24 protein-coding genes are annotated in these 22,595 nt (G+C 41.6%); all 24 read left to right on the forward strand.

All coding sequences use genetic code 11. From position 1 onward, the window contains the following. Positions 1 to 109 precede the first annotated feature (109 nt). Positions 110 to 1,387 (forward strand): glycosyltransferase family 4 protein, encoded by a 1,278-nt coding sequence (locus JR005_RS07845; protein ID WP_218664837.1) that lies wholly within the window; start codon positions 110 to 112, stop codon positions 1,385 to 1,387. Positions 1,388 to 1,416: 29 nt separating this feature from the next. After that, positions 1,417 to 1,968 (forward strand): phosphatase PAP2 family protein, encoded by a 552-nt coding sequence (locus tag JR005_RS07850; RefSeq protein WP_049174902.1) that lies wholly within the window; start codon positions 1,417 to 1,419, stop codon positions 1,966 to 1,968. Positions 1,969 to 2,072: 104 nt separating this feature from the next. Next, the gene (gene iscX / locus JR005_RS07855) at positions 2,073 to 2,273 is read left to right on the forward strand and encodes a Fe-S cluster assembly protein IscX (RefSeq protein WP_049174904.1); all 201 of its coding nucleotides are present in this window, start codon (positions 2,073 to 2,075) and stop codon (positions 2,271 to 2,273) included. 111 nt (positions 2,274 to 2,384) lie between these two features. After that, entirely contained in the window at positions 2,385 to 2,816 is a 432-nt protein-coding gene (gene ndk / locus JR005_RS07860) for a nucleoside-diphosphate kinase (RefSeq protein ID WP_004994861.1), read from the forward strand. 121 nt (positions 2,817 to 2,937) lie between these two features. Continuing rightward, positions 2,938 to 4,164: a 23S rRNA (adenine(2503)-C(2))-methyltransferase RlmN gene (gene rlmN, locus JR005_RS07865; protein ID WP_049174906.1), complete on the forward strand. Its 1,227-nt coding sequence runs from the start codon at positions 2,938 to 2,940 to the stop codon at positions 4,162 to 4,164. A gap of 67 nt (positions 4,165 to 4,231) precedes the next feature. Next, the gene (gene pilW, locus JR005_RS07870; protein WP_004994852.1) at positions 4,232 to 4,984 is read left to right on the forward strand and encodes a type IV pilus biogenesis/stability protein PilW; all 753 of its coding nucleotides are present in this window, start codon (positions 4,232 to 4,234) and stop codon (positions 4,982 to 4,984) included. Next, complete coding sequence (locus tag JR005_RS07875; protein ID WP_004994849.1) at positions 4,975 to 5,757, forward strand: helix-turn-helix domain-containing protein; 783 nt, start codon at positions 4,975 to 4,977, stop codon at positions 5,755 to 5,757. Before pilW ends, JR005_RS07875 begins: the two co-directional genes overlap by 10 nt. A gap of 24 nt (positions 5,758 to 5,781) precedes the next feature. Beyond that, a complete protein-coding gene (gene ispG, locus JR005_RS07880) occupies positions 5,782 to 6,900 on the forward strand; it encodes a flavodoxin-dependent (E)-4-hydroxy-3-methylbut-2-enyl-diphosphate synthase (protein WP_004992682.1) in 1,119 nt (372 codons plus the stop codon). 3 nt (positions 6,901 to 6,903) lie between these two features. After that, a complete protein-coding gene (gene hisS, locus JR005_RS07885; RefSeq protein WP_218664838.1) occupies positions 6,904 to 8,196 on the forward strand; it encodes a histidine--tRNA ligase in 1,293 nt (430 codons plus the stop codon). Positions 8,197 to 8,225: 29 nt separating this feature from the next. Next, positions 8,226 to 8,927, forward strand: a complete 702-nt coding sequence (locus tag JR005_RS07890) for a YfgM family protein (protein ID WP_004992686.1) — start codon at positions 8,226 to 8,228, stop codon at positions 8,925 to 8,927. Next, positions 8,927 to 10,075 carry an outer membrane protein assembly factor BamB gene (bamB, locus tag JR005_RS07895; RefSeq protein ID WP_005002275.1) on the forward strand — a complete coding sequence of 383 codons (1,149 nt, stop codon included), beginning with the start codon at positions 8,927 to 8,929 and terminating at the stop codon, positions 10,073 to 10,075. The genes JR005_RS07890 and bamB overlap by 1 nt, the downstream gene beginning before the upstream one ends. A 178-nt stretch (positions 10,076 to 10,253) precedes the next feature. Further along, complete coding sequence (gene der, locus JR005_RS07900) at positions 10,254 to 11,663, forward strand: ribosome biogenesis GTPase Der (RefSeq protein WP_049174914.1); 1,410 nt, start codon at positions 10,254 to 10,256, stop codon at positions 11,661 to 11,663. Between the two features lie 164 nt (positions 11,664 to 11,827). Then, on the forward strand, positions 11,828 to 12,439 hold the full coding sequence (locus tag JR005_RS07905; protein ID WP_218664839.1) for a beta-ketoacyl synthase chain length factor: 612 nt from the start codon (positions 11,828 to 11,830) through the stop codon (positions 12,437 to 12,439). Next, positions 12,433 to 13,230, forward strand: a complete 798-nt coding sequence (locus JR005_RS07910; protein WP_005002279.1) for a lysophospholipid acyltransferase family protein — start codon at positions 12,433 to 12,435, stop codon at positions 13,228 to 13,230. The genes JR005_RS07905 and JR005_RS07910 overlap by 7 nt, the downstream gene beginning before the upstream one ends. Continuing rightward, positions 13,227 to 13,487 carry a phosphopantetheine-binding protein gene (locus JR005_RS07915; RefSeq protein WP_004992697.1) on the forward strand — a complete coding sequence of 87 codons (261 nt, stop codon included), beginning with the start codon at positions 13,227 to 13,229 and terminating at the stop codon, positions 13,485 to 13,487. Before JR005_RS07910 ends, JR005_RS07915 begins: the two co-directional genes overlap by 4 nt. A 9-nt stretch (positions 13,488 to 13,496) precedes the next feature. Then, a complete protein-coding gene (locus JR005_RS07920; RefSeq protein ID WP_218664840.1) occupies positions 13,497 to 13,742 on the forward strand; it encodes an acyl carrier protein in 246 nt (81 codons plus the stop codon). Then, complete coding sequence (locus JR005_RS07925; protein WP_218664841.1) at positions 13,742 to 14,305, forward strand: septation protein IspZ; 564 nt, start codon at positions 13,742 to 13,744, stop codon at positions 14,303 to 14,305. The genes JR005_RS07920 and JR005_RS07925 overlap by 1 nt, the downstream gene beginning before the upstream one ends. Further along, on the forward strand, positions 14,286 to 15,962 hold the full coding sequence (locus JR005_RS07930) for an AMP-binding protein (RefSeq protein WP_218664842.1): 1,677 nt from the start codon (positions 14,286 to 14,288) through the stop codon (positions 15,960 to 15,962). Before JR005_RS07925 ends, JR005_RS07930 begins: the two co-directional genes overlap by 20 nt. Beyond that, positions 15,959 to 16,699, forward strand: coding sequence for a glycosyltransferase family 2 protein (locus tag JR005_RS07935; RefSeq protein WP_228731668.1), 741 nt, complete (start codon positions 15,959 to 15,961; stop codon positions 16,697 to 16,699). The genes JR005_RS07930 and JR005_RS07935 overlap by 4 nt, the downstream gene beginning before the upstream one ends. Before the next feature lie 2 nt (positions 16,700 to 16,701). Further along, on the forward strand, positions 16,702 to 17,625 hold the full coding sequence (locus JR005_RS07940; RefSeq protein WP_218664843.1) for an acyltransferase: 924 nt from the start codon (positions 16,702 to 16,704) through the stop codon (positions 17,623 to 17,625). Between the two features lies 1 nt (position 17,626). Continuing rightward, a complete protein-coding gene (locus JR005_RS07945) occupies positions 17,627 to 19,213 on the forward strand; it encodes an HAL/PAL/TAL family ammonia-lyase (protein WP_228731797.1) in 1,587 nt (528 codons plus the stop codon). Next, a complete protein-coding gene (locus JR005_RS07950; RefSeq protein ID WP_004992712.1) occupies positions 19,203 to 19,637 on the forward strand; it encodes an acyl-CoA thioesterase in 435 nt (144 codons plus the stop codon). Before JR005_RS07945 ends, JR005_RS07950 begins: the two co-directional genes overlap by 11 nt. Further along, the gene (locus JR005_RS07955; protein WP_218664844.1) at positions 19,634 to 20,293 is read left to right on the forward strand and encodes a LolA family protein; all 660 of its coding nucleotides are present in this window, start codon (positions 19,634 to 19,636) and stop codon (positions 20,291 to 20,293) included. Before JR005_RS07950 ends, JR005_RS07955 begins: the two co-directional genes overlap by 4 nt. Next, positions 20,262 to 22,592: an MMPL family transporter gene (locus tag JR005_RS07960; RefSeq protein WP_218664845.1), complete on the forward strand. Its 2,331-nt coding sequence runs from the start codon at positions 20,262 to 20,264 to the stop codon at positions 22,590 to 22,592. The genes JR005_RS07955 and JR005_RS07960 overlap by 32 nt, the downstream gene beginning before the upstream one ends. Positions 22,593 to 22,595: the final 3 nt, after the last annotated feature.

The raw sequence follows: 22,595 nt of genomic DNA on the forward strand, positions 1-22,595 counted from the left end.
ATTTCGATATGCTTTTTTTGTGTCAAAAAACTGTCATCTGGATATCATCAAAATGTAAAAACGATTGTCTAATATTTGAGCTATGAAAATAAATCAAATGGATAGTTGTATGCAAGGTTCATTCGCTACAACGCTGCTAAAACAAGAAAATTTCCCAGACAGTTTTAAATTCTATTTTAAAAACAGACATGCGCAAATTCAACAAAATTGGCATGAACTGGATAAATTGGTACGTCCCAAACTCAAAATTGCCATTGTCACTGAGACATGGCCACCCGAAATTAATGGCGTGGCTTTGTCTTTATTGCAACTGTGTAAGGGTTTACAGCAGCAGGGACACAAAATTTTACTAGTACGACCACAGCAAAGTCTGAAATGCGAAGAATTTTCACCCAATAAAGAGTGTCTGGTGATCGCACAAACTTTACCCAAGTATCCTGGTTTGCAGTTTGGCTGGCCTCAATATTTGAAGGTAAGTAAGGCTTTAGCTGGATTTTCACCAGATGTGGTGCATATCGTGACAGAGGGACCGCTGGGTCTGACGGCACTGCAAGCAGCAAAGGCTCGAAATATTCCTGTGTCTAGCGGGTTTCATTCGCCTTTTCAGGATTTTAGTCGATTTTTTGATCTGGCCTTTTTGCTCAAACCGATTCAGGGCTATTTACGCTGGTTTCATAACAGCACGGATATGACCTGTGTGCCGAGTAAGGATACTGAAAAAGCCTTGCGTGGTTTCGGGATTACCTGTCCTTTAAGTATCGTAGGGCGGGGTGTGGATACTGAAAGATTTTCTCCGCAGTATCGTTGTCAGAAATTAAGAGAAAGTTGGCATGCTGGCGATGACACGACCGTCATGTTGTATGTCGGACGTTTATCTCCCGAAAAAGAAATCCAGCTATTAATTCAAAGTTATGCAGCCATGCAACGGATGCAGCATCTAAAATTTAAACTGGTGATTGTGGGGGACGGACCAGATCGCACACGTCTGGAACAGATGGCAGAGAATTGTGAGGTTGTTTTTACAGGAAGTTTAACTGGCAAGAATCTTGCAACTGCTTATGCAAGTGCTGATGTCTTTGTGTTTGCGAGTCAGGTAGAAACTTTTGGTAACGTGGTCCTTGAGGCAATGGCAAGTGGGTTGCCTGTAGTGGCTTATGATTATGCCTGTGCCAGTCAGTATGTAGAACATGGGGTAAGTGGTTGGCTGAGTCCCTTGGGTCAAGTCAATACATTTATTCAAACTTTATATCAATTGCCTGCAAGATCACAGTTAAAACAGATGGGAATACATGCACTTAAGCATGTTAAACAAAGCGGTTGGCAACAACCTGTATATCAAATGGAACAAGCCTTATATCAGGTGGTCAAAGAGTTCTACCGAGTATAAATCTCCGTTTAAGTGAGAGGAGTGTCACCATGAATTTTAAAAACGCTAAAATTAGAATACTAGATTTAGATTTAAAAGGTTGTTTGTACCTGAATCATTTTTCGCATTCACAGCGAATTGCGCATTTCTTTAAAATCATCAGTCGGCTGGGTGATGGTCTATTTTGGTACGTCATGCTGTTTATGGTTTGGCTATCTCAAGGGTTGTTTTATGGTCTACAAATCATTTACTTATTGTTAGGTGGTTCTGTAGGAACTGGAATTTATAAATTTCTAAAACATAAAACCACACGCCCGCGCCCTTATCAGGTGCATCAGGTCATTGTACTGGGTGAACGCCCACTGGATCATTTTAGTTTTCCATCAGGTCATACCTTACATGCGGTTATGGCGAGTATTGCATTAGGCTATATCCAGCCAATTTTGATCGTCATCATGTTGCCATTTACCATTTTGGTGGCTTTGTCTCGCATGGTATTGGGATTACATTATCCAAGTGATGTGATTGTGGGGGCTGTGATTGGGACTGTGGTTGGTTGCGGAATTATTTTTGCAGCACCTTTGATGAATATTCATTTATAAGTTTGCATGTGCATTGTCCTTTAATAAATCCAACAGTTCACATGTTCGCTTTGCCTGAAATTTGCTAAAGTAGCCTTTATTTGATTGATGCAACAGGACAGACCATGGGCTTACGCTGGACGGATACTATTGATATCGCAATTGAACTGAGTGACGCACACCCAGATGTAGATCCACAATGGATCCGTTTTACTGATTTACACGCATGGATTTGTGCTTTGCCAGATTTCTCTGATGATCCTGCAAAATCGACTGAAGGGTTGTTGGAAGCCATTCAAATGGCATGGATTGACGAAGTTCGCTAAAAAATCATCGGAAATTGATAACTTTTACACAATCAAGGCTGATTATTACCGTTGACCTCGGTATAATGCGCCCAATTTTTTACGTTTAAAATTTTAAGCGAGGAGCCACTCATGGCAATCGAACGTACTTTATCAATCATCAAACCAGATGCTGTTGGTAAAAACCACATTGGCGAAATCATTGCACGTTTTGAAAAAGCGGGTTTAAAACCAGTTGCGATCAAATATAAGCATTTGTCTCAAGCAGAAGCTGAAGGCTTCTATGCAGAGCACAAAGAGCGCGGTTTCTTTGCTGACCTAGTGGCATTTATGACTTCTGGTCCAGTGGTTGTTTCTGCACTTGAAGGCGAAAATGCAGTTCTTGCACACCGTGAAATTTTGGGCGCAACGAATCCGAAAGAAGCGGCACCAGGTACAATCCGCGCTGACTTCGCAACCAGCATCGATGAAAATGCTGCACATGGTTCTGACTCTGTAGCATCTGCTGAGCGTGAAATTGCGTATTTCTTCGCTGCTGAAGAGATCTTCCCACGCACTCGTTAATCGAGAGCATCCAAACCAGATAAGTGGTATTATACTTATCTGGTTTTTTATTTTTCTCTGAATAAATTTGCTGAAATATTAGGCAATATTTCTTCGTCACTTCTATGGTTTAGGTAATCTCATGGCTTCTGTAATAGATCTCCCAGCACCAACAGAACATGCACAGCCTGCTGATGCGGTGCAAAATGCTGTCCGTGCCAAAGTTAATCTATTGGGTATGTCTCGCGCAGAACTAGAAGGATTTTTTGAACAATTAGGAGAGAAAAAGTTTCGTGCAGGGCAAGTGATGAAGTGGATTCATCAGTATTTTGTCACTGATTTTGCTGAAATGACCAATATTTCAGGTAAATTGCGCACCAAACTTGAACAGGTCTGTGAAATTACAGCACCTGAAGTCGTACATCGTCACTACTCTAAAGATGGAACCCGTAAATGGGTGTTCCGTGTGGGTGATGGTGCAGGTTCGTTAGTTGAAACCGTATTGATTCCTGCTGAAGACAAGACTGGGTCACGTAAAACACTGTGTATTTCATCACAAGTGGGTTGTGCACTGGATTGTTCATTTTGTTCTACGGGTAAGCAGGGTTTCCAACGTGATTTAAATCCTGATGAAATTATTGGACAACTTTGGGTCGCCAATCAGTCTTATATGGAAGATGTGCCTGTAGCGGAACGTAGTCGTTCTGTCACAAATGTCGTGATGATGGGCATGGGTGAGCCATTGTTAAATTACGATGCAGTCCTGAGTTCGATGCAATTGATGCTAGATGACTTTGCTTATGGGATGTCCAAGCGCCGTGTAACGTTATCTACCTCAGGCGTGGTTCCCAAGATTGATCAACTGGCACAGGATATTGATGTCGCACTGGCAATTTCCTTGCATGCACCTAATGACGAGTTGCGTAATGAGTTAGTTCCAATCAATAAAAAATATCCACTTGAGCAATTGATTGCTGCTTGTCAGCGTTATCTGGCCAAAGGTGGTAATGAAAGTACGCGTAAACATGTCACGATTGAATATGTGATGCTCGATGGTGTCAATGATCACCCAGAACATGCACAACAAATGATTAAACTATTAAAAAATTTACCAAGTAAAATAAATTTGATTCCATTTAATCCATTTCCGCATGCGCCATATGGTCGTTCTAGCCGAAATCGGATTATTGCCTTTCAAAAAACTTTGTCTGATGCTGGATTTGTGTGTACGATTCGACAGACACGTGGCGATGATATTGATGCGGCATGTGGTCAACTGGTAGGACAGGTCGCGGATCGTACCCGTCGTGCTGAACAATGGAAAAAGAAAGTCGCAGAGCGACAAGAGATTATTCGTTCACAGGGATAATATATTGGGGGTAGAGTTGTTGAGTAGATTCACTTCACGTTCCACAGTCTGGATTTCAGCATGTTTAATGGCGTTGCTGTTAACGGGATGCCAATCTCAAAAAACAACCAAAGACCCTAAAAAAGCGGTGCAGGTTCGTACACAACTTGCAGCTGAATATATCAAGTCTGGTGATCTGGATGCTGCTAAACGCGCATTGGATCAAGCTTTGGAAGTGAATTCGCGTGACTCCATGGCCAATATGATGATGGGTGTACTCTTACAACAAGAAGGTAGTGCAACAAATCTCGAGAAAGCAGACACGTATTTTAAACGTGCAATCTCGGAAGAACCTACCAATGCACAAGCTCGTAATAATTATGGTACGTACTTATACCAATTGAAACGTTATAATGACGCGATTGAACAATTTACGATTGCAGGGGCAACACTTGGGTATGATCAGCGTTATCGTGCCCTTGAAAATCTGGGGCGTATCTACGTATTGCTTGGCGATCGTGTGAATGCTGAAAAGTCATTCAAACAAGCTTTACAGGCAAACCGCGACTCTTATGTATCTATGTTAGAGTTGTCAGAGATTTTTTATTTGCAACAGCAAATGCCAGCGGCGACTCAAATGTATGAACAATATGTGCGTACAGTGGGGCAAACCAATCAGGGTGCACGTGCGCTTTGGGTGGGGATTCGTGTTGCACGAGCCAATGGTGATCGAATGGGAATGCAGGCATTGATCAATCAACTGCGTGCTTTATTCCCAGATAGTTCAGAATATAAACGTTATTTGCAATTACAGTATAGTACTGAGGCCGTATGGAAATAAATCCTAATTCACAGCAGCCAACTGGCTCAAGTTCACCTACTTCAGCATTAGGAAATGTTCAACGTCCAGGTGAGTACTTACGTCAGATTCGTCTTGCGCAGAAGCTTGAGTTAAATGATGTGGCATCTGATTTAAATATGCCACTTAAAACCTTAACTGCTTTAGAGCAAGATGACTATAAAAGCCTGCCAGAGCCTGCATTTATCAAAGGCTATTATCGCTCTTATGCGAAATACTTAAAGACGGATGCAACTGCGATTATTCAGCGCTTCGATGAAATTTATGCGAACGATACCGGTTTATTACCGAATCATGCTTTAACCAATTCGCCGATTAAAATCATGGGGAAACTCCCAGGTTCAAAAAGTGATCGCAATAGAAAGTGGTTAAAACGTAGTCTGATTCTGATTTTAGCCCTGATTGTAATTGGCGTCATTGTGACGATGCTGCAAAATTGGTCTGCCAAGAAAACGAATACGGTCGCACCGCAAAATTCGAATGTTGAAGTCTTGCCATTAAATAATGGAGCAGCAACTTCTGGAGATGAGTTGGTGCTTAATTTTAATCGTCCAACTTCGATACATATTGTTGATTCGACGGGTAAAGTGTTGGCAACCGGTCGTCAGGCATCAACTTTAACTTTAAATGGCCAATCACCGTTTCAAATTCGTCTGGATGATGCAACTGCTGTGTCATTAAGTCTAAACCAAGAACCGATTTCATTGTCTCCATATACGGTAAATGGAAAAGCAGATTTCCGTTTATCTCGTTAATGAAGATTAAATGAGAGTGAAACCATGATCGAAAATCCAATCAAGCGTCGCCCAACACGAAAAATTCGTGTGGGTTCAGTCTATGTCGGTGGTGATGCCCCGATTAGCGTGCAAAGCATGACCAATACTGAAACCTGTGATGTCGATGCGACAGTTGCGCAAATTCAACGTTGCGCTGATGCAGGCGCGGATATCATGCGCGTGTCTGTTCCATCGATGGAAGCGGCGGAGGCTTTTGGAGCAATTCGTAAGCGCGTTACGGTTCCTTTGGTTGCCGACATTCACTTCGATCATAGAATTGCACTGGCTGTGGCAGACTATGGTGCAGATTGTCTAAGGATTAATCCGGGGAATATTGGTTCAGATCAAAAAGTACGTGAAGTCGTAGCAGCAGCGCGTCACCATGGTATTTCGATTCGTATTGGGGTCAATGCGGGTTCTTTAGAAAAAGATTTGCAGAAAAAATATGGCGAACCGACTGGTCAAGCCTTGCTTGAATCTGCACTACGTCATATTGATATTTTAGATCGACTGGATTTTCACGAATTTAAAGTCAGCGTTAAAGCATCTAACGTATTTTTGACCATGGATGCCTATCGTTTATTATCCCAACAGATTGATAACCCATTACATCTAGGGGTGACTGAGGCAGGGATTTACCGTACAGGTACAGTGAAGTCAGCGATTGCATTGGGTGGTTTGCTGATGGAAGGCATTGGCGATACCATGCGTATTTCACTGGCAGCAGAACCCGAAGACGAAATTAAAATCGGCTTTGATATTTTAAAATCATTGGGATTACGTTCTAACGGCATTAACTTTATTGCTTGCCCAAGCTGTTCACGTCAGGAATTTAACGTGATTAAAGTCATGCAGATGCTAGAAGAACGTCTGGAAGATATACGTACACCCATGGATGTTTCCGTGATTGGCTGTAAGGTCAATGGGCCTGGTGAGGCTAAAGAAGCTGATATTGGAGTTGTTGGAGCATCTCCTCGTTCATTGGTCTATCGTAATGGTGAAAAAAGCCATTTAATTGATACCGATCAACTGGTTGAGGAAATCGAATCAATGGTGCGTGATCGTGTAAAAGCGATTGAAGAAGCAAAATCTAAAGAAATTATTCGTACAAGTTTTGAGTAAGTCATGAGTTCAATTGTTGCAATCAAGGGTTTTAACGATATTCTTCCGAGCCAAACCGCTGCATGGAGACGTTTAGAACAACATCTGGCATCGTTAATGGATACTTATGGCTATCAACAAATTCGGTTACCAATTGTTGAGCAAACAGGTTTATTTAAACGTGCGATTGGTGATGCGACGGATATTGTTGAAAAAGAAATGTATACCTTTTTTGACAAGGGAACGCCGCCAGACTCATTAACTTTACGTCCTGAAGGTACGGCTGGTTGTGTTCGTGCGTTGCTAGAGCATAATTTATTACGTGGGGCTACACCACGTGTCTGGTATCTTGGGCCGATGTTCCGTTATGAAAAACCACAAAAAGGGCGTTATCGTCAATTCCATCAGTTTGGTGTGGAAACCTTTGGTGTGGCAACCCCTGATATTGATGCTGAAGTGATTTTACTGACTGCGCGTTTATGGAAACGTCTAGGAATGGCGGATAAAGTCCAGCTTGAACTGAATACTTTAGGCGAAATAGACGAACGGGCAGAATATCGTGCAGCTTTGGTTGAGTTTTTGACTCAGCATATAGATGCTTTGGATGAAGATTCACAGCGCCGTTTAACCACAAATCCTCTGCGAATTTTAGATTCAAAAATTGAATCGACCCAGAAAATTTTAGAAAATGCGCCGAAATTGCATGACTTCATTCAAGAAGACAGCATGAATCATTTTAAGCAACTGCAACAGTATTTAACGGATGCAGGTATTTCTTTTGTGATCAACCAAAAGCTGGTACGTGGTCTGGATTATTACAACAAAACTGTTTTTGAGTGGACGACTACAGCATTGGGTTCACAGGGCACCGTTTGTGCAGGTGGACGCTATGATGGTTTAGTGGGGCAGTTGAAAGGGAAAGCGGATCAATCTGTTCCTGCTGTTGGTTTTGCGATGGGAATGGAGCGTTTATTGCTGCTTCTTGAGCAGATTGAACAAGCGCAGGTTGTCCGTGATTGTGATGTGTTTTTAGTGGCTGAACCTGCTTATCAGGGTCGTGCACTGATTTTGGCAGAACAATTACGTGATCAGCTTGAAACAAGCAATAGTTCACTGCGTATCAAAACTGGTTCACAGGGCAGCATGAAAAGCCAGATGAAAAAAGCCGATCAGTCTGGCGCTGTCTATGCCATGATTTTGGGTGAGCGTGAATGGAATGCGGGTGAGTTGACCATAAAAGAGTTGGCAACTGCTGAACAATCCACTGTCGCGATCGAGCAACTGGTTTCATTTTTAACTGAAAAATTGGCAAAATAAGCGAAAAAGCTGAAGGGAAAGGAACGTAGATGAGTGCGTTAACTGAAGAAGAACAACTGGATAATCTAAAGTCGTTCGGTAAAAAATATGGCTCTGCCATCATTAGCGGTATTTTGATTGCGCTCATCGCCTTTTTTGGATGGCAATATTGGCAGAAAAAAACACTGGCTGAAAATCAGGTGCGTACTGCAAAAGTGCAACAACTTATGGATCAGGCACAAGGCGCTGAATCAAATCCAGATGCACTTAGTAACTTATATGCCTCAGCAGATAAAATTACCAAAGATGCGCCAGATTCAGTACAAGCCATTCAAACTGAACTGATGTTGGCAAAAGTGGCGTATGACAAAGCCGATTATGCCGCAGCAGAAAAGTCATTGAAGAAAGTTGAAAACTCAAAACTTAATGATGATGGTCTATTGCAACTGGTTAAACTTCGTTTGGCATATGCCCAACTTGCACAAAATAAATATGACGATGCCTTAAAAACATTGGCATTGGTCACAGATCCTGCATTTAAGGCCACGGCTGAAGAAGCGCGTGGTGACATTTATGTCGCGAAGAAAGATATTGCTTCTGCGAAAAAAGCCTATCAAAGTGCGTGGGATGATTTGGCAAAGCGTAAGCAAGAGCGCCAAATTTTACAAATTAAACTCGAAAGTGTTGGCGTTTTAGTAGATGATCCTGAGATTGAACGCCCGATTATAGACACACAGGTGGATAAGTCTTAATGGATAGAAAATTTACACTCCCGTTTGCGCTTGCTTTGGTTGCAGCAGCTTTAGTTGGTTGCTCCACGAATAAACTTAAAGTAGAAGAACCGAAACCAAATCCTTTGCCAAAATTAGCACAGGCCAAAACACTGGTTCCCGTTTTTTCACAAAGCGTTTCTTCAACAGACAAAGCCGATCCACTACGTTTACAGCTTGACTCTGATAATGGTGTGAATTTTATTGTCGATCCAAAAGGTGAAGTTGCTGCCTATCGTGGTAAACAGCGTCTATGGGAAACTCGTGTGAATAAACACGGATTGACTTCAGGTGTCGAAGCCAAAGAAGGCGTGGTCTTAGTGGGTAGTGCCAAAGGTGAGTTGTTTGCACTGGATGAAAGTACAGGTCAAAAAAAATGGCAGGCACAATTAAGTGGTGCTTTGCTGAGTCCATCTTTAATCAAAGATGGACGTGCAGTGACCATTGCCAATGACGGTACAGTCTTTGCGCACGATTTACAGACTGGACAGCAGCTTTGGGCGTATAAAATGCCAAATGTACAATTTAGCTTGCGTGGACAGCCTTCCCCAGTGATGCTGGACGATCATACCGTGATCGTGGCATCTGCTAATGCTTATGTGTACGGCATTGATGTGATCAGTGGTGTACCACGCTTCCAGCGTCGTGTTGCAGTCAGTGAAGGTCGCTCAGATGTACAACGTCTGATTGATATTGATGGTGATCCAGTAGTCGTGGGGCAGTTTTTGGTCACCACCAGTTATCAGGGACAAATCACTGTAATTGATGTCGCTGCACAGCAAGTGGTTTGGAGTGAAGACGCCAGCAGCAATAAACGTGCTGAGGTCAGTAACGACAAAGTATTTGTAGCACAAACTGATGGTAAGCTTGTGGCATATAACCTGACCACAGGCGAAAAAGCGTGGGAAAGTGATGCTTTGATGCATCGTCAGTTGAGTAACCCAGTGGTATTAGGTTCTGATCTGGTGGTCGGTGATTTAGATGGTTATTTGCACCTGATTGATCCAAACAATGGACAACTTGTGGGTCGTTCCAAAACCAGTGGTGAAGTGCGAACTTTACGTGTAGTGGATAATCAGCTTTATGTTTCCACACGCAAAGGTGAATTTACTGTTTGGCAAAACCGTTAATTTTAGACGGGCTTGTGTTAAACTAGTCATTCGCGAATTCTTTGCTTCAAATTCGTCGGGGTGTTTGAGTATATAATATTCAAAGCCCCGTTGTTTTTTATTCAGGTCTATGACCTAAAATCTTCCTTATTATTTCCTTGTTCATGCCAAATGGCTGATCTTGAATGTAGGTTACTTTATGAAACCCGTTATTGCGCTCATTGGTCGTCCCAACGTCGGAAAATCAACGCTATTTAACCAGATTACCAAGAGTCGTGATGCACTTGTTGCCGATTTTGCGGGGCTTACGCGTGACCGTAAATATGGTGATGCCGTTTACCAAAATAAATCCTTTATTGTGGTAGATACAGGCGGTATCGGCGAAAGCGAAGCGGGGATCGATGCTTACATGGCGGAACAGTCAAAAACTGCCATCAATGAAGCTGACATTATTATTTTTGTGGTGGACGCTCGTGCAGGCTTACTTGCTTCAGATGAACAAATTGCCCGTGAAATACGCAGTCTGGGTAAGAAAATTTATTTAGTTGCCAATAAAGTGGATGGTGTACACGCTGAAGCAGCCGTAGTCGAGTTTTATAAGCTAGGCTTTGGTGAACCGATTCATGTTGCAGCGAGCCATGGTCGCGGTGTGGCACAGATGCTTGAAGATGTGCTTGAAGATGTTCCTGAAGATGAAAATCAAGAAGAACATGACAAAAATACAGGACTAAGACTCGCGATTATTGGTCGTCCAAATGTCGGTAAATCAACACTCGTCAACCGTTTGTTAGGCGAAGAACGTGTTGTGGCATTTGATGAGCCTGGAACGACACGTGATTCGATTTATATCCCCTATGAGCGTGATGGTCGCCAATATACCTTGATCGATACCGCAGGGGTGCGTCGTAAAGGTAAAGTGGATGAAATGATTGAAAAATTTTCAATCGTAAAGACACTTCAGGCGATTAAAGATGCGCATGTGATTGTTGTGGTTTTGGATGCTCGTGAAGGTGTGGTTGAGCAAGATCTACATCTGATTGGCTATGCGCTTGAAGCGGGTCGTGCCATGGTGGTTGCCATTAATAAATGGGACAACATGACTGAGTATGATCGCAAGCAATGTAAACTGGATGTTGATCGTCGTTTTGATTTTATTCCGTGGGCAAAAGTACATCTGATTTCTGCCTTGCATGGTACAGGCGTAGGTGAGTTATATCCATCGATTCACCGTGCTTATGATTCTTCGCATTTAAAAGTTTCACCTGCGAAATTAACTCAAATTTTAAATGATGCAACAGATGCGCATCAACCGCCGATGATTAGCGGTAAGCGTATTAAAATGCGTTATGCGCATATGGGTGGACAAAATCCTCCGACGATTGTCATTCATGGTAATAAAGTCGATAAAACCCCAGCGGATTATCGTCGTTATCTGGAAAATGTGTTTCGTAAAGTTTATAAGCTTGAAGGTACGCCTGTACGAATTGACTTTAAGACCTCAGAAAATCCATTTGAAGGACGTAAGTCGCAAATCGATGAACGCGTCGCTGCGCGTAAACGTCGTTATATTCAAAAATTTAAGAAAGCTGAGAAAAAATTTAAGCGTTAAATTGTCTTTAATAAAAAACCCCGATCCCATTTCGGGGTTTTTGCATTTATAGACACTGCATCTTGTTGTTATTTCAGTTAAAATGTAATTTTTTGTTAATTTGAAGACTGGTGCTATAATTTTGCACCAATTTCTAACACCTTTGCCATGGGCTCGCATTCAGCATGATCAGATTTCATCTTTCTGCGCTTCGACTGTGTTGTACACAACATGACTGTACGGCATTAGAGTCTTTGCCTGCAATGCAGCGCAGACGACTTTCGCCTTTGGCAAAATTGGCGATAAATGCCGCCATGCAAACTCTGGCGCAGCAATCTGCTGACTATATTGTATGGGCTTCTCAGTATGGCGATGAAGCCAAAACATTGGGTATTTTACAAGATGTATTGACCCATCAAACGCCATCACCTACACAGTTTTCAACTTCGGTTCATAATGCCATTGCGGGTCTTTATTCTATTTTGTGTAAAGACGAGACCATTTCGACCAGTTTAAGTTGCGGCTGGTCAGAAGCAATCATCGAAGCCTATGCGATTTTAAAAACTCAGCCTCAGATTAAAACCGTTTTAGTGGTTTATTATGACGCGCCATTACCTGAAATTTATCAGGATCGACAACCTTTTGAGCCATTTGCACTATCGACTTTACTGAGCTTGGAACATGCCAATGTCGAATTGAACGCAGTTGAGCAGACTCAGGATATTGATGCGCTCAGTTTTTATTCCTTCTGGCAAGATCAGCATCAAACAGCATGGCTAGGATGGCAAAAATGTTAAATCGGGCATTATTAAACAATAAGATCAATTATATTTGGCGTGTTGCAGCAACCGGTTTTAGTTTTGCCAGTTTTGGTATTGGGGGCGTGGCAATCGCGACTGTGGTTGCACCTTTGGTAAATTTAACTGCACAGGATCAGGCGACTCGTCGACAACGTGCTCAACAGGTGATTCGTACCAGTTTTAAAGGCTTTACCGAAATGATGGTCAAGTTGGGCATCATGACTTATTCGGTGGAAGGTCTGGAAAAATTACAGCAAAGCCGACAAGAATTAGTGATTGCCAATCATCCGACTTTGATCGATGTGGTGATCCTCATTGGACTCATGCAACAAGCCAATTGCGTAGTAAAGCAGTCGCTCTGGTCAAATCCATTTACACGAGGTCCTGTGCGCAGCGCAGGTTACGTTTTAAATGCAGGATCTAATCAATTTATCCATGATTGCGTGACAAGCTTACAGCAAGATAATGCGCCATCGCTCATCATTTTTCCTGAGGGAACGAGGACACAAAAAGATGAACAGATTAATGAGTTTCAGCGTGGTGCTGCCAATATTGCAATTCGTGCCGATGTACCGATTCGACCTGTGTTGATTCGTTGCACACCCACGACGTTAACCAAAAATGAAAAGTGGTATCACATTCCTGCGAAGCCCTTTCATATTGAGATTAAAATTTTGGATGCCATCCATATTTCAGAGGTACTTTCTGATTTGACGGTCAGTCCTAAAAATGTCCGTGCCCTCAATCAGTATTTACAGCAATTTTTTAAGCAAGAGTTATCTAAATGAGCAATTTGGCCAACGAATTAAAACAAATGATTATTGATGTTTTAGCACTTGAAGACATCACCGTTCAGGATATTGATGATCAGGCACCATTATTTGGAGAAGGACTAGGGCTAGATTCAATAGACGCTTTGGAGTTAGGGCTTGCCCTCAAAAAACGTTACAACATTCATTTAAATGCTGAATCGGATGAAACCAAACAGCATTTTCGCTCAATTCAAAGTCTAGTGACTTTGGTTGAAGCTCAACAAGAAGTATAAGAGGTAGCTATGTTAAGTCAGGAACACATTCTTTCGACCTTACGTGAATGGATGCAGGATTTATTTGAAATTGAGCCTGAAACAATCCAATTAGAATCCCATCTATATTCGGATCTGGATGTTGATAGTATTGATGCAGTGGATCTAATCGTCAAAATTAAAGAATTGACAGGGAAGCAGGTCAAACCTGAAGACTTTAAAAATGTCAGAACAGTACACGATGTTGTGACTGTTATTCAGAATATGACCGCTTAATGAATCACTTTTTGAAATGGATAACAGCGATTTTTTTCATCGCGTATCCTTTTATTGTGGGTTGGAGTTTATCCAACGGTCATTTTTTTGCCGTCAGTATATTGTTGGTGATAGTGGGGATGTCACGCCTTGTGTTTAAATCCAATGCATTATTATGGCCACTTTCTATGTTTGCCATTTTATGTGGTGGTTTAAGCGTGATGTTGAATGATCATGCATGGCTTAAATTTTATCCAGTTCTGATGAGTCTGGGAGCTTTGGGTATATTTGTATCGACCTTATGGCGACCACCTTCCATGATTGAGCGTTTCGCACGCATCATGCAGCCCGATTTACCTGAGTCGGGAGTACAATGGACGCGAAAAGTCACCATAGTCTGGTGTGGTTTTTTTATATTCAATGCTGTTATGGCTTGGTGTACGATTGTTTATGCACCGACCCAGATTTGGGTGTTATATAACGGCTTTATTTCTTATGTCCTCATGGGCATTCTTTTACTTGGTGAATTTATTTTAAGAAAACGCCATCAGCGTTTGAACAATAATGATGAACAATTCCTTTAATCCATTTATTCAGTCACAACAGACTTTAGCGATTACCTTTGACCAACAGCAAATTTCTTTTGCTGAATTTTGGCAAGATGTGTCACAGCAGGCGCAATTATTTTCTTTGCGACCTGAATGCATATGGGCGCTTTGGCATCAAGACAGCTATGAGTTTCTGGTGTTATTGTTTGCAGCACTTCAAGCAAAGAAAAGGATTGTGTTGCCTCCACATCGGGTCGCACAGCTTGAACAAAATTTAGCTTCACAACATATTTATTTTTTATCACGCCAAACTTTTACTGACGTGAACTCGAATTTCGTACTTGATTTGAGTCAAACTTTTCTTGATCAAGCGCAGATCGATTTTTACACTTCTGGTTCAACCGGTGAACCGAAACGGATTGAACGCACTTTAGCGCAATTGTTTAAGGAAGTGCAGGGACTCGATCAGACATTTTGCTTAACTGAACAAGTCATTGCATTGGCGACGGTCAGTCATCAGCATATTTATGGTTTATTGTTTAAACTGCTCTGGCCATTATTTACGGGACGAAGTTTTTATATCCCGCAATTGGCTTTCCCAGAAGATGTGATTGCGATCCAAAAGCAGTTTGCTGAATTTAGACTGCAAAACTATGTGATTTCTAGTCCAGCTTTACTCAAACGTTGGACGTTAGATCTAAAACTCGTAGATAGTCAGGCGGTATTTTCTTCTGGCGGAAAATTGGAAAAAGGTGTTCGACTCTTACTCAATTATACGATTACTGAGATTTTAGGAAGTTCAGAGACGGGTGGAATTGCCTATCGAACTGAAGATGAAAGTGCATGGCAAGCCTTTGCAGATGTGAATATTGACATCCAGCAACAGCTTTTAAATGTACAAACGGAACACGCCTTTTGTTCTGACTGGATTGAAACTGGGGATCTGGCAGAATGGGAAAATGCCAATAACCCAAAAACTGGATTTAAATTATTGGGTCGTGCCGACCGTTTGATCAAGCTGGAAGAAAAACGTCTGAGTTTGGATGCGATTGAACAAACGATTCAAACCTTAGCAGCGGTAAAGCAATGTCATGCTTTATTGATCGAGCAGGAACAGCGTCAGTTTTTGGCGTGTATTGTGGTTTTGCACGATGCTGCACGTCAAAAGTTACAATTCATAGGTAAACACGCATTTGTATCTGAAATAAAACAACAATTACGTAGTGGCTTGGAAAATATCGCGATTCCACGTTTATGGCGATTTTTGACAGAACTACCCCAAAACACGCAGTCAAAATTGGATAAACATTATTTAAAAAGTTTGTTTGAGCCAATGCTGCAACCTGTGGTTTTGTCGCAGTTACAAGCAAGTGAATGCTATCAACTGAAACTGGAATTTACGCCCGAACTGCTGTGTTTTAAAGGGCATTTTCCAAATCAGCCGATCTATCCTGGTGTGGGGCAAATTGGATTTATTCAGACATGTGCCAGACAAATCTGGGGGGATTTACACTGGTGCAATGGTTATGAACAACTTAAATTTCAACATTTAATCCAGCCTTATCATATTATTGAGTTAAAACTGACGCGCAAACAGCATAAAGTGAGTTTTGAGCTATCTGATGTACAGCAAACTTTGGCATCAGGCCGTTTGTTATTTGCATTGAAAGATTCGGATGAGGAAACACTATGATGCAAAGTTATGGTTTTGTTATTCCTGTGTTTAATCATCCGCATTATCTTGATGAATTAATGGCAGCTCTAAGTCAGTATAATTTACCTGTGATTGTGGTGAATGATGGTAGTCATGATGAATGTACCATGCGATTGAGGGCATTGGATAAGGCTTATGCGCAGCTTCATTTAATTGAGCATGATCATAATCAGGGCAAAGGTCAGGCAGTCATTACTGGATTGAACTATGCAGGGCAAATGGGACTTAGCCATGCTTTGCAGATAGATGCGGATGGTCAACATCAATGGACAGATATCGATAAGTTTTTGCAGTTATCGCAGCAGCATCCTGATGCAGTTGTGATTGGTCAACCTGTATTTGATTTATCCGTCCCCAAAAAACGCTTGTATGGGCGATATGTCACGCATGTCTGGGTTTGGATTAATAGTTTGTCTTTTGATATTAAAGACAGTATGTGTGGTTTTCGGATCTATCCTTTAGCACCAACATTAAAAATTTTAAAACAAGCAAAGTTCCAACCACGTATGGGCTTCGACAGTGAAATTTTAGTCCGTCTAAAGTGGGAAAATGCCAAATTTATAAATGTCCCAACGCCTGTGATTTATCCTGAACATGGGATTTCTCATTTTCATGTCTGGCGCGATAATTTGGGAATGAGTCAGGCACATGCGCGGTTATTTGCTGGTATGTTATGGCGTTTACCCAAACTCATTAAACAAAAAATACAAGGCTAAACATGCAGCGCCAATCTTCGAACTGGAGCGATCGTAAAGAGCGAGGTGGACTGGGGCTACTCACGTTAGTGCTCTATTTTTATCGTTTGGGTGGGCGTTGGTTATGTAAGGTCGTATTGTACTTTATTATTCTGTGGTATTGGCTGTTTGCGGTTTCTGCACGGCAGGCATCACTTGATTATTTGCGTCAATTACATGTATTCGCAGGTGGTCATTCTCCATTTTCGGCTTTACCGTCTTGGGCAAATAGCTATCAGCATTTTATCCAGTTCGGAATCAGTATTTTAGATAAAATGGAAGGCTGGCTCGGAAATATCCCTGAACAACAGTTACAGTTGTTCGGTCATCAGCATTTTCAGCAGGCTTACCAGAAAGGTGCATTATTAGTCGTATCGCATTTTGGCAATATTGAACTGTTACGTGCTGTTAAATCTGAGCATCCGCAGAAAATTAATGTATTGGTCTATCAAAAACACGCCACACAATTTAATGCTTTTCTGAAAAAACTCAATGATCAGGCGGACGTGAATCTGATTTCTGTCGATGAATTGGGACTAGAAACAGCCATTTTATTAGAAGAAAAAATGCAACAAGGTGAATGGGTGATTGTCGCGGCAGATCGTGCGCCTGTGCAGTCTAGTCGTGTTCAACAAATTGAGTTTCTTGGTAAAGATGCACTATGGCCACAGGGTGCGTGGATACTGGCAAGTTTACTCAAAGTGCCTGTTTTGGCGGTGTTTTGTTATCGACAGCAGCAACATTTTGAAGTGCATATTCATAAAATTGCAGATGTCATCGATTTACCACGAAAGACCCGTATGCAAGCCATGCAAACCGTGACCCGACAATATGTGGCTTTGCTTGAGCAGCATTGCTTACGCGCACCGTATCAATGGTTTAATTTTTATCATTTTTGGACGAAGTAAATTGAATAACAGTATATTAAATACGGGCATAGAACAATTCATTACCGTAGGGATAGAGCCATTAACTATTGAAGATGTGGTGCGTGTTGCACATGGGTATTGTCAGGTTTCATTACCACAACAACAAACGTGGCGTGATTTTATTCAAAAAGGCGCTGACTTTCTGGATGAATTATTAGAGCAGGAAGGTGTTATTTACGGGGTTACAACGGGTTATGGAGATTCTTGTTTAGTTGAAGTGCCTGCGCATCAGGTGAATGAACTGCCTTTACATCTTTCTCGTTTTCATGGCTGTGGCTTAGGTAAAAATTTGGAATTGGTGACTGCGCGCGCTGTAGTCGTTACGCGATTATGTTCTTTGGCAAGAGGTTATTCTGGGGTTTCACTGGCGTTACTAGAGCGTCTAGTCTGGTTACTCAATCAAAATGTAATTCCTGTGATTCCATCCGAAGGTTCTGTGGGTGCGAGTGGTGATTTAACCCCGCTTTCTTATATTGCGGGGGTATTGGTCGGTGAGCGAGAGGTCTATTACCAAGGTCAAATTGTACCTGTCCAACAGGTGTATAAAGCAAAAGGTATTGAACCTTTGATTTTGCGTCCTAAAGAGGGACTGGCTTTGATGAATGGAACAGCCGTCATGACAGCAATGGCATGTTTAAATTATAAACGTGCTGAGCAAGTTGCCCATGCTGCAACATTGATTACTGCTTTAAATGTTTTGGCATTAGAAGGCAATCCAACACATTTTGATGAAGTGCTGTTTGCCCAAAAACCACATGCAGGACAGCAAAAAGTTGCAGCACAATTACGTGACTGGCTAGAAAGCGAAGTGCAAACCGCCCATCAAAGTCCGCGTTTGCAGGATCGTTATTCTCTTCGTTGTGCGCCACATATCATTGGCGTTTTTGAAGATTCTAAAGTTTGGTTACGTCAATTTATTGAAAATGAATTGAATTCGAGTAATGACAATCCTTTGATTGATCCGATTAACTTGCGTGTTTTGCATGGTGGGCATTTTTATGGTGGACATATTGCCCAAGCGATGGATAGTTTAAAAATCATGATTGCCAATATTGCCGATTTATTGGATCGGCAATTAGCGCAATTGGTCGATCATAAAATGAATCATGGCTTACCGCGTAATTTAACAGGTGCAACAGCAGACCGCTTACCTTTAAATCATGGTTTTAAAGCGGTACAAATTGGGGTATCGGCATGGACAGCCGAAGCATTGAAACAAACCTTATCGGCCTCCATTTTTTCGCGTTCAACGGAATGTCACAATCAGGATAAAGTCAGCATGGGCACAATTGCGGCACGAGATGCCGAACGTGTGATTGTATTAACTGAACAAGTGGTCGCTGCCTTATGTTGTGCCAGTGTGCAGGCCATTCATCTAAAAGGCTTAAACCAACAGCTTTCGCCAGTGCTGCGAGCATTTATGGACTGGACCTTACACAGTTTTGCATTGGTGGTGGAAGACCGACCATTACAAACTGAATTACAACAAATAATGGATCGTTTTGCCAACTTTGAACTGTCTAATACGGATTGGATGCTGCAACAGGAGCAAGCTTATGCAAGCTGAAGTCGTTATTGAGGTTCCTTTTCATGATGTCGATATTATGAATGTGGTTTGGCATGGACATTATCTGAAATATTTTGAAATCGCGCGCTGTAAGCTTTTGGATCAGTTTCATTATAACTATATGCAAATGCAGGCTTCAGGTTATGCGTGGCCTGTGATTGAAAGCCATGTACGCTATGTACAAGGTATTCAGTTTGAGCAAAAAATTCGGATACGTGCGATTTTAAAAGAGTGGGAAAATCGTTTAAAAATTGATTATGTAATTTTTGATGAAGCGACTGGAAAACGACTGACCAAAGGTTATACCACGCAGGTCGCCGTTGAAATTCAAACACGGGAAATGTGTTTTCAGTCTCCGCAAGTATTATTTGATTGTCTGAATGCATGGTCTGAGTTTCAACCCGCGCAGGAGCAAAAACCATGATGGCTGCTATTCTAAATGAACATAAAAAAAGATTTAATTTTGTTCTACTCACAACTTTCGTATTTTGGGTTTTAAGTCTTTCGGTTACTGTGCAGGCAGCTTCGCCACAAGCTGAACAGATTTTTAAACAGCTTTCACAAACCACGCTGGTACGAGCCAAATTTGAACAGCAAAAAAAACTGGTATCTCTCCAAAAAACTTTTGTTTCCAACGGTGATGTGGTTTTTGCTAAAAGTAATGGTGTGTTGTGGCAGTTACAGCGTCCAGTCCAAGCAGACCTTGTGGTAACACCTAAAAAACTGGTTCAGAAAACAGCAAAAACCATGAGTCAGCTAGATGTTGGTAAGTCGCCGTATGGTTCAGTGGCGACTTTATTTTTGCAATTGATGTCGGGCAATTCAGCACTTTTAGATCAACATTTTACCGTCAATAAAACCAGTATCACCACCCAAGGTTGGTCAATCAGTTTGCGTCCTAAAAGTAGCTTATTTAAAAAGTTATTTGTACAGGTCGATGTACAGGGACAACAATATGTCAATCAAATTGTGATTGCAGAGCAAGGTCGTAATATAACCACGATTCATTTTAGTCAGCAACATTCACAACCAGCGGCACTCACGACTGATGAACAAGCACTTTTCCAATTGGCAAAATAAATGTAGCGTGGTTTGGCTGGTCATACTCGTGGTGATCAGTTTGATCATGGGCGTGGCATGGCTCAAAAAAGAGATTCATATTCAGACCAACATTTTTGCGTTATTACCTAAACTGAATCAGGATGCAGATTTAGCTTCAACACAGCACTATGTCAGTGAACAGTTAAATAGTAATATTTTTGTCGTGATTGATGCTCAAGATAGTCAACAATTACAACAAGCAACGGATGATTTACAACGTGCTGTGAGCCAAAGTTCGTTGTTTGAACCGTTACAGCCACAAGTGGATACGGAACAACTCGGGCGAATTTTATATCAGCATCGTGCAGGCTTATTGAGTGCAGAAGATCAACAGTTACTTGATCAAAAAGATTATACAAGTTTAACTGAAAAAAGCCTGATGCAATTGTTTACACCGGGTTTGCCGATTAGCGCAGAGAGCTTAAAACAAGATCCATTCATGCTATTTAGCCGTTATTTGCTTGGAGTGAGTCAACAGGTACAACATGACAATGTTGAACTGGAAAACGGTTTTGCTACGATTCATGATCATGACAAAATTTCACGGTTGTTTAGCCTAAAATTAAAACAAAGCCCTTATAACATTGATTATCAAGAGCAAGCTTCAGCGTGGATTGATACGACGGAACAACACCTTGCTCAGATGAATGTTAAAAGTCACTGGACTGGAACATTATTATTTTCCAACTATGGTACGCAGTCGGCAAAACAGGAGATTTCGACCATCGGTTTAGGTTCAAGTCTGGGGCTAATGCTATTGGTTTGGTTCGGTTTTCGTTCGTTACGCCCTTTATTGACTGAGTTTATTGCTGTTTCGACAGGGTGTTTAGTGGCTTTCGCCGCCACTCACTGGATATTTGGTGAAATTCATCTGATGACTTTGGTGTTTGGGGCGAGCCTGATCGGAGTCTGTGTCGATTTTTCCTTTTACTTTATGGCAATGCAATCTCAGCACCGCAAGCTGAGTGGTTTTGAAGTTCTACGTCCGCTATTGCCGAGCTTGTTTATGGGATTGATGACCACCATCGTGGCCTATGTGTTTTTGAGTTTTACGCCATTTCCGGGCTTTAAACAAATCGCCGTGTTTTCCATTGTGGGTTTGGCTTCGGCGTGGTTGACCAGTATTTTATTATTGCCGCGTTTACCTGCTTTAAATGCTGAGCCTGCCATTCAAAGATTAAAGTGGATTGGTGAATTTAGAATCTGGTTTCAGCAGCATCGACTAATTCGCTATGTCACTTTGTTGAGTATTGTGTGCATTGGAGTGAGTAGTTTATTTTTCTTAAAAAACAATGATGATATTCGCAATTTGCAAAGTATGGATAAATCCTTAAAGCAGGAAGATCAGTATGTGCGCGAACGCTTCATGGGGCAACAGGGCAGCGACTATTTTGTGGTGCGGGGGCGTACGCCAGAACAAATGCAAGCCAATGAACAAGTATTGATTCAAAAGTTAGAGCATTTACAACATCAAGATCAACTCACAAGTTTTCAAGCTTTAGGACAATGGATTCCTACGCAGCAACAACAGCAACAAAATATTGCCCAGCTTCAGTCGATTCCAGAATCTGTATTAGAGCAGTACGCGCAAAATATGGGCTTACCCGTAAATGACGTAAAAGCATGGCAGCAACAATTAGCTACTTTACCTTTATTGTCACTACAGGATTTTAAGCAGCATCCATTGGCCTTTTTACAAGTTCGTTCTAATGAGCGTTTGGTGCTTTTAAATGGAGTTAAGGATGTCAGTGCTTTAAAACAGTTGCAAAATGAACACGTGATTTTGCAACAACCGATGATGCAGTTATCCGATTTATTTAAACAACATCGTTTACAGGCACAGTCTTTATTTGTCTATGCCCTGATTGCACTGGCGATTGGTCTAGGTGTGATTTATGGCTGGCGCTCTATTGTGCCGTTGGTGATGCCAGTGAGTCTGGCATTACTTACGACTTTTGCGATACAGGCTTGGTTAGGAGTTGAACTTAATTTATTTAGTATCATGGGGACTTTTCTGATTGTGGGTATTGGTGTGGATTATGCGATTTTTTATCGACATGGCCATGATCATCCGCAAGTGGTTGGAATGGCATTATTCTTATGTATGATGTCAACTTTGCTCGGCTTTGGTTTATTATCATTAAGTCATACTTATGCGATTCATTGTTTTGGTTTAACAGTACTTTTTGGGGTCATTTTTTCATTTATTTATGCCACGTTGTTTACGCCATCGGATGAGCAACATGTGGTGATTTCACGTTATCAGTCAAAGAGCTGAGAT

Origin of the sequence: Acinetobacter sp. Colony158 (assembly GCF_019264745.1) — a bacterium.
GTDB classification, from domain to species: Bacteria; Pseudomonadota; Gammaproteobacteria; order Pseudomonadales; family Moraxellaceae; genus Acinetobacter; species Acinetobacter ursingii.

Excerpts from the sequence above, each read along its gene's own strand:
- JR005_RS07845 (WP_218664837.1), top strand. The coding sequence starts at position 110 with ATGCAAGGTTCATTCGCTACAACGCTGCTAAAACAAGAAAATTTCCCA.
- JR005_RS07850 (WP_049174902.1), top strand. The coding sequence starts at position 1,417 with ATGAATTTTAAAAACGCTAAAATTAGAATACTAGATTTAGATTTAAAA.
- iscX (WP_049174904.1), top strand. The coding sequence starts at position 2,073 with ATGGGCTTACGCTGGACGGATACTATTGATATCGCAATTGAACTGAGT.
- ndk (WP_004994861.1), top strand. The coding sequence starts at position 2,385 with ATGGCAATCGAACGTACTTTATCAATCATCAAACCAGATGCTGTTGGT.
- rlmN (WP_049174906.1), top strand. The coding sequence starts at position 2,938 with ATGGCTTCTGTAATAGATCTCCCAGCACCAACAGAACATGCACAGCCT.
- pilW (WP_004994852.1), top strand. The coding sequence starts at position 4,232 with ATGGCGTTGCTGTTAACGGGATGCCAATCTCAAAAAACAACCAAAGAC.
- JR005_RS07875 (WP_004994849.1), top strand. The coding sequence starts at position 4,975 with ATGGAAATAAATCCTAATTCACAGCAGCCAACTGGCTCAAGTTCACCT.
- ispG (WP_004992682.1), top strand. The coding sequence starts at position 5,782 with ATGATCGAAAATCCAATCAAGCGTCGCCCAACACGAAAAATTCGTGTG.
- hisS (WP_218664838.1), top strand. The coding sequence starts at position 6,904 with ATGAGTTCAATTGTTGCAATCAAGGGTTTTAACGATATTCTTCCGAGC.
- JR005_RS07890 (WP_004992686.1), top strand. The coding sequence starts at position 8,226 with ATGAGTGCGTTAACTGAAGAAGAACAACTGGATAATCTAAAGTCGTTC.
- bamB (WP_005002275.1), top strand. The coding sequence starts at position 8,927 with ATGGATAGAAAATTTACACTCCCGTTTGCGCTTGCTTTGGTTGCAGCA.
- der (WP_049174914.1), top strand. The coding sequence starts at position 10,254 with ATGAAACCCGTTATTGCGCTCATTGGTCGTCCCAACGTCGGAAAATCA.
- JR005_RS07905 (WP_218664839.1), top strand. The coding sequence starts at position 11,828 with ATGATCAGATTTCATCTTTCTGCGCTTCGACTGTGTTGTACACAACAT.
- JR005_RS07910 (WP_005002279.1), top strand. The coding sequence starts at position 12,433 with ATGTTAAATCGGGCATTATTAAACAATAAGATCAATTATATTTGGCGT.
- JR005_RS07915 (WP_004992697.1), top strand. The coding sequence starts at position 13,227 with ATGAGCAATTTGGCCAACGAATTAAAACAAATGATTATTGATGTTTTA.
- JR005_RS07920 (WP_218664840.1), top strand. The coding sequence starts at position 13,497 with ATGTTAAGTCAGGAACACATTCTTTCGACCTTACGTGAATGGATGCAG.
- JR005_RS07925 (WP_218664841.1), top strand. The coding sequence starts at position 13,742 with ATGAATCACTTTTTGAAATGGATAACAGCGATTTTTTTCATCGCGTAT.
- JR005_RS07930 (WP_218664842.1), top strand. The coding sequence starts at position 14,286 with ATGATGAACAATTCCTTTAATCCATTTATTCAGTCACAACAGACTTTA.
- JR005_RS07935 (WP_228731668.1), top strand. The coding sequence starts at position 15,959 with ATGATGCAAAGTTATGGTTTTGTTATTCCTGTGTTTAATCATCCGCAT.
- JR005_RS07940 (WP_218664843.1), top strand. The coding sequence starts at position 16,702 with ATGCAGCGCCAATCTTCGAACTGGAGCGATCGTAAAGAGCGAGGTGGA.
- JR005_RS07950 (WP_004992712.1), top strand. The coding sequence starts at position 19,203 with ATGCAAGCTGAAGTCGTTATTGAGGTTCCTTTTCATGATGTCGATATT.
- JR005_RS07955 (WP_218664844.1), top strand. The coding sequence starts at position 19,634 with ATGATGGCTGCTATTCTAAATGAACATAAAAAAAGATTTAATTTTGTT.
- JR005_RS07960 (WP_218664845.1), top strand. The coding sequence starts at position 20,262 with ATGAACAAGCACTTTTCCAATTGGCAAAATAAATGTAGCGTGGTTTGG.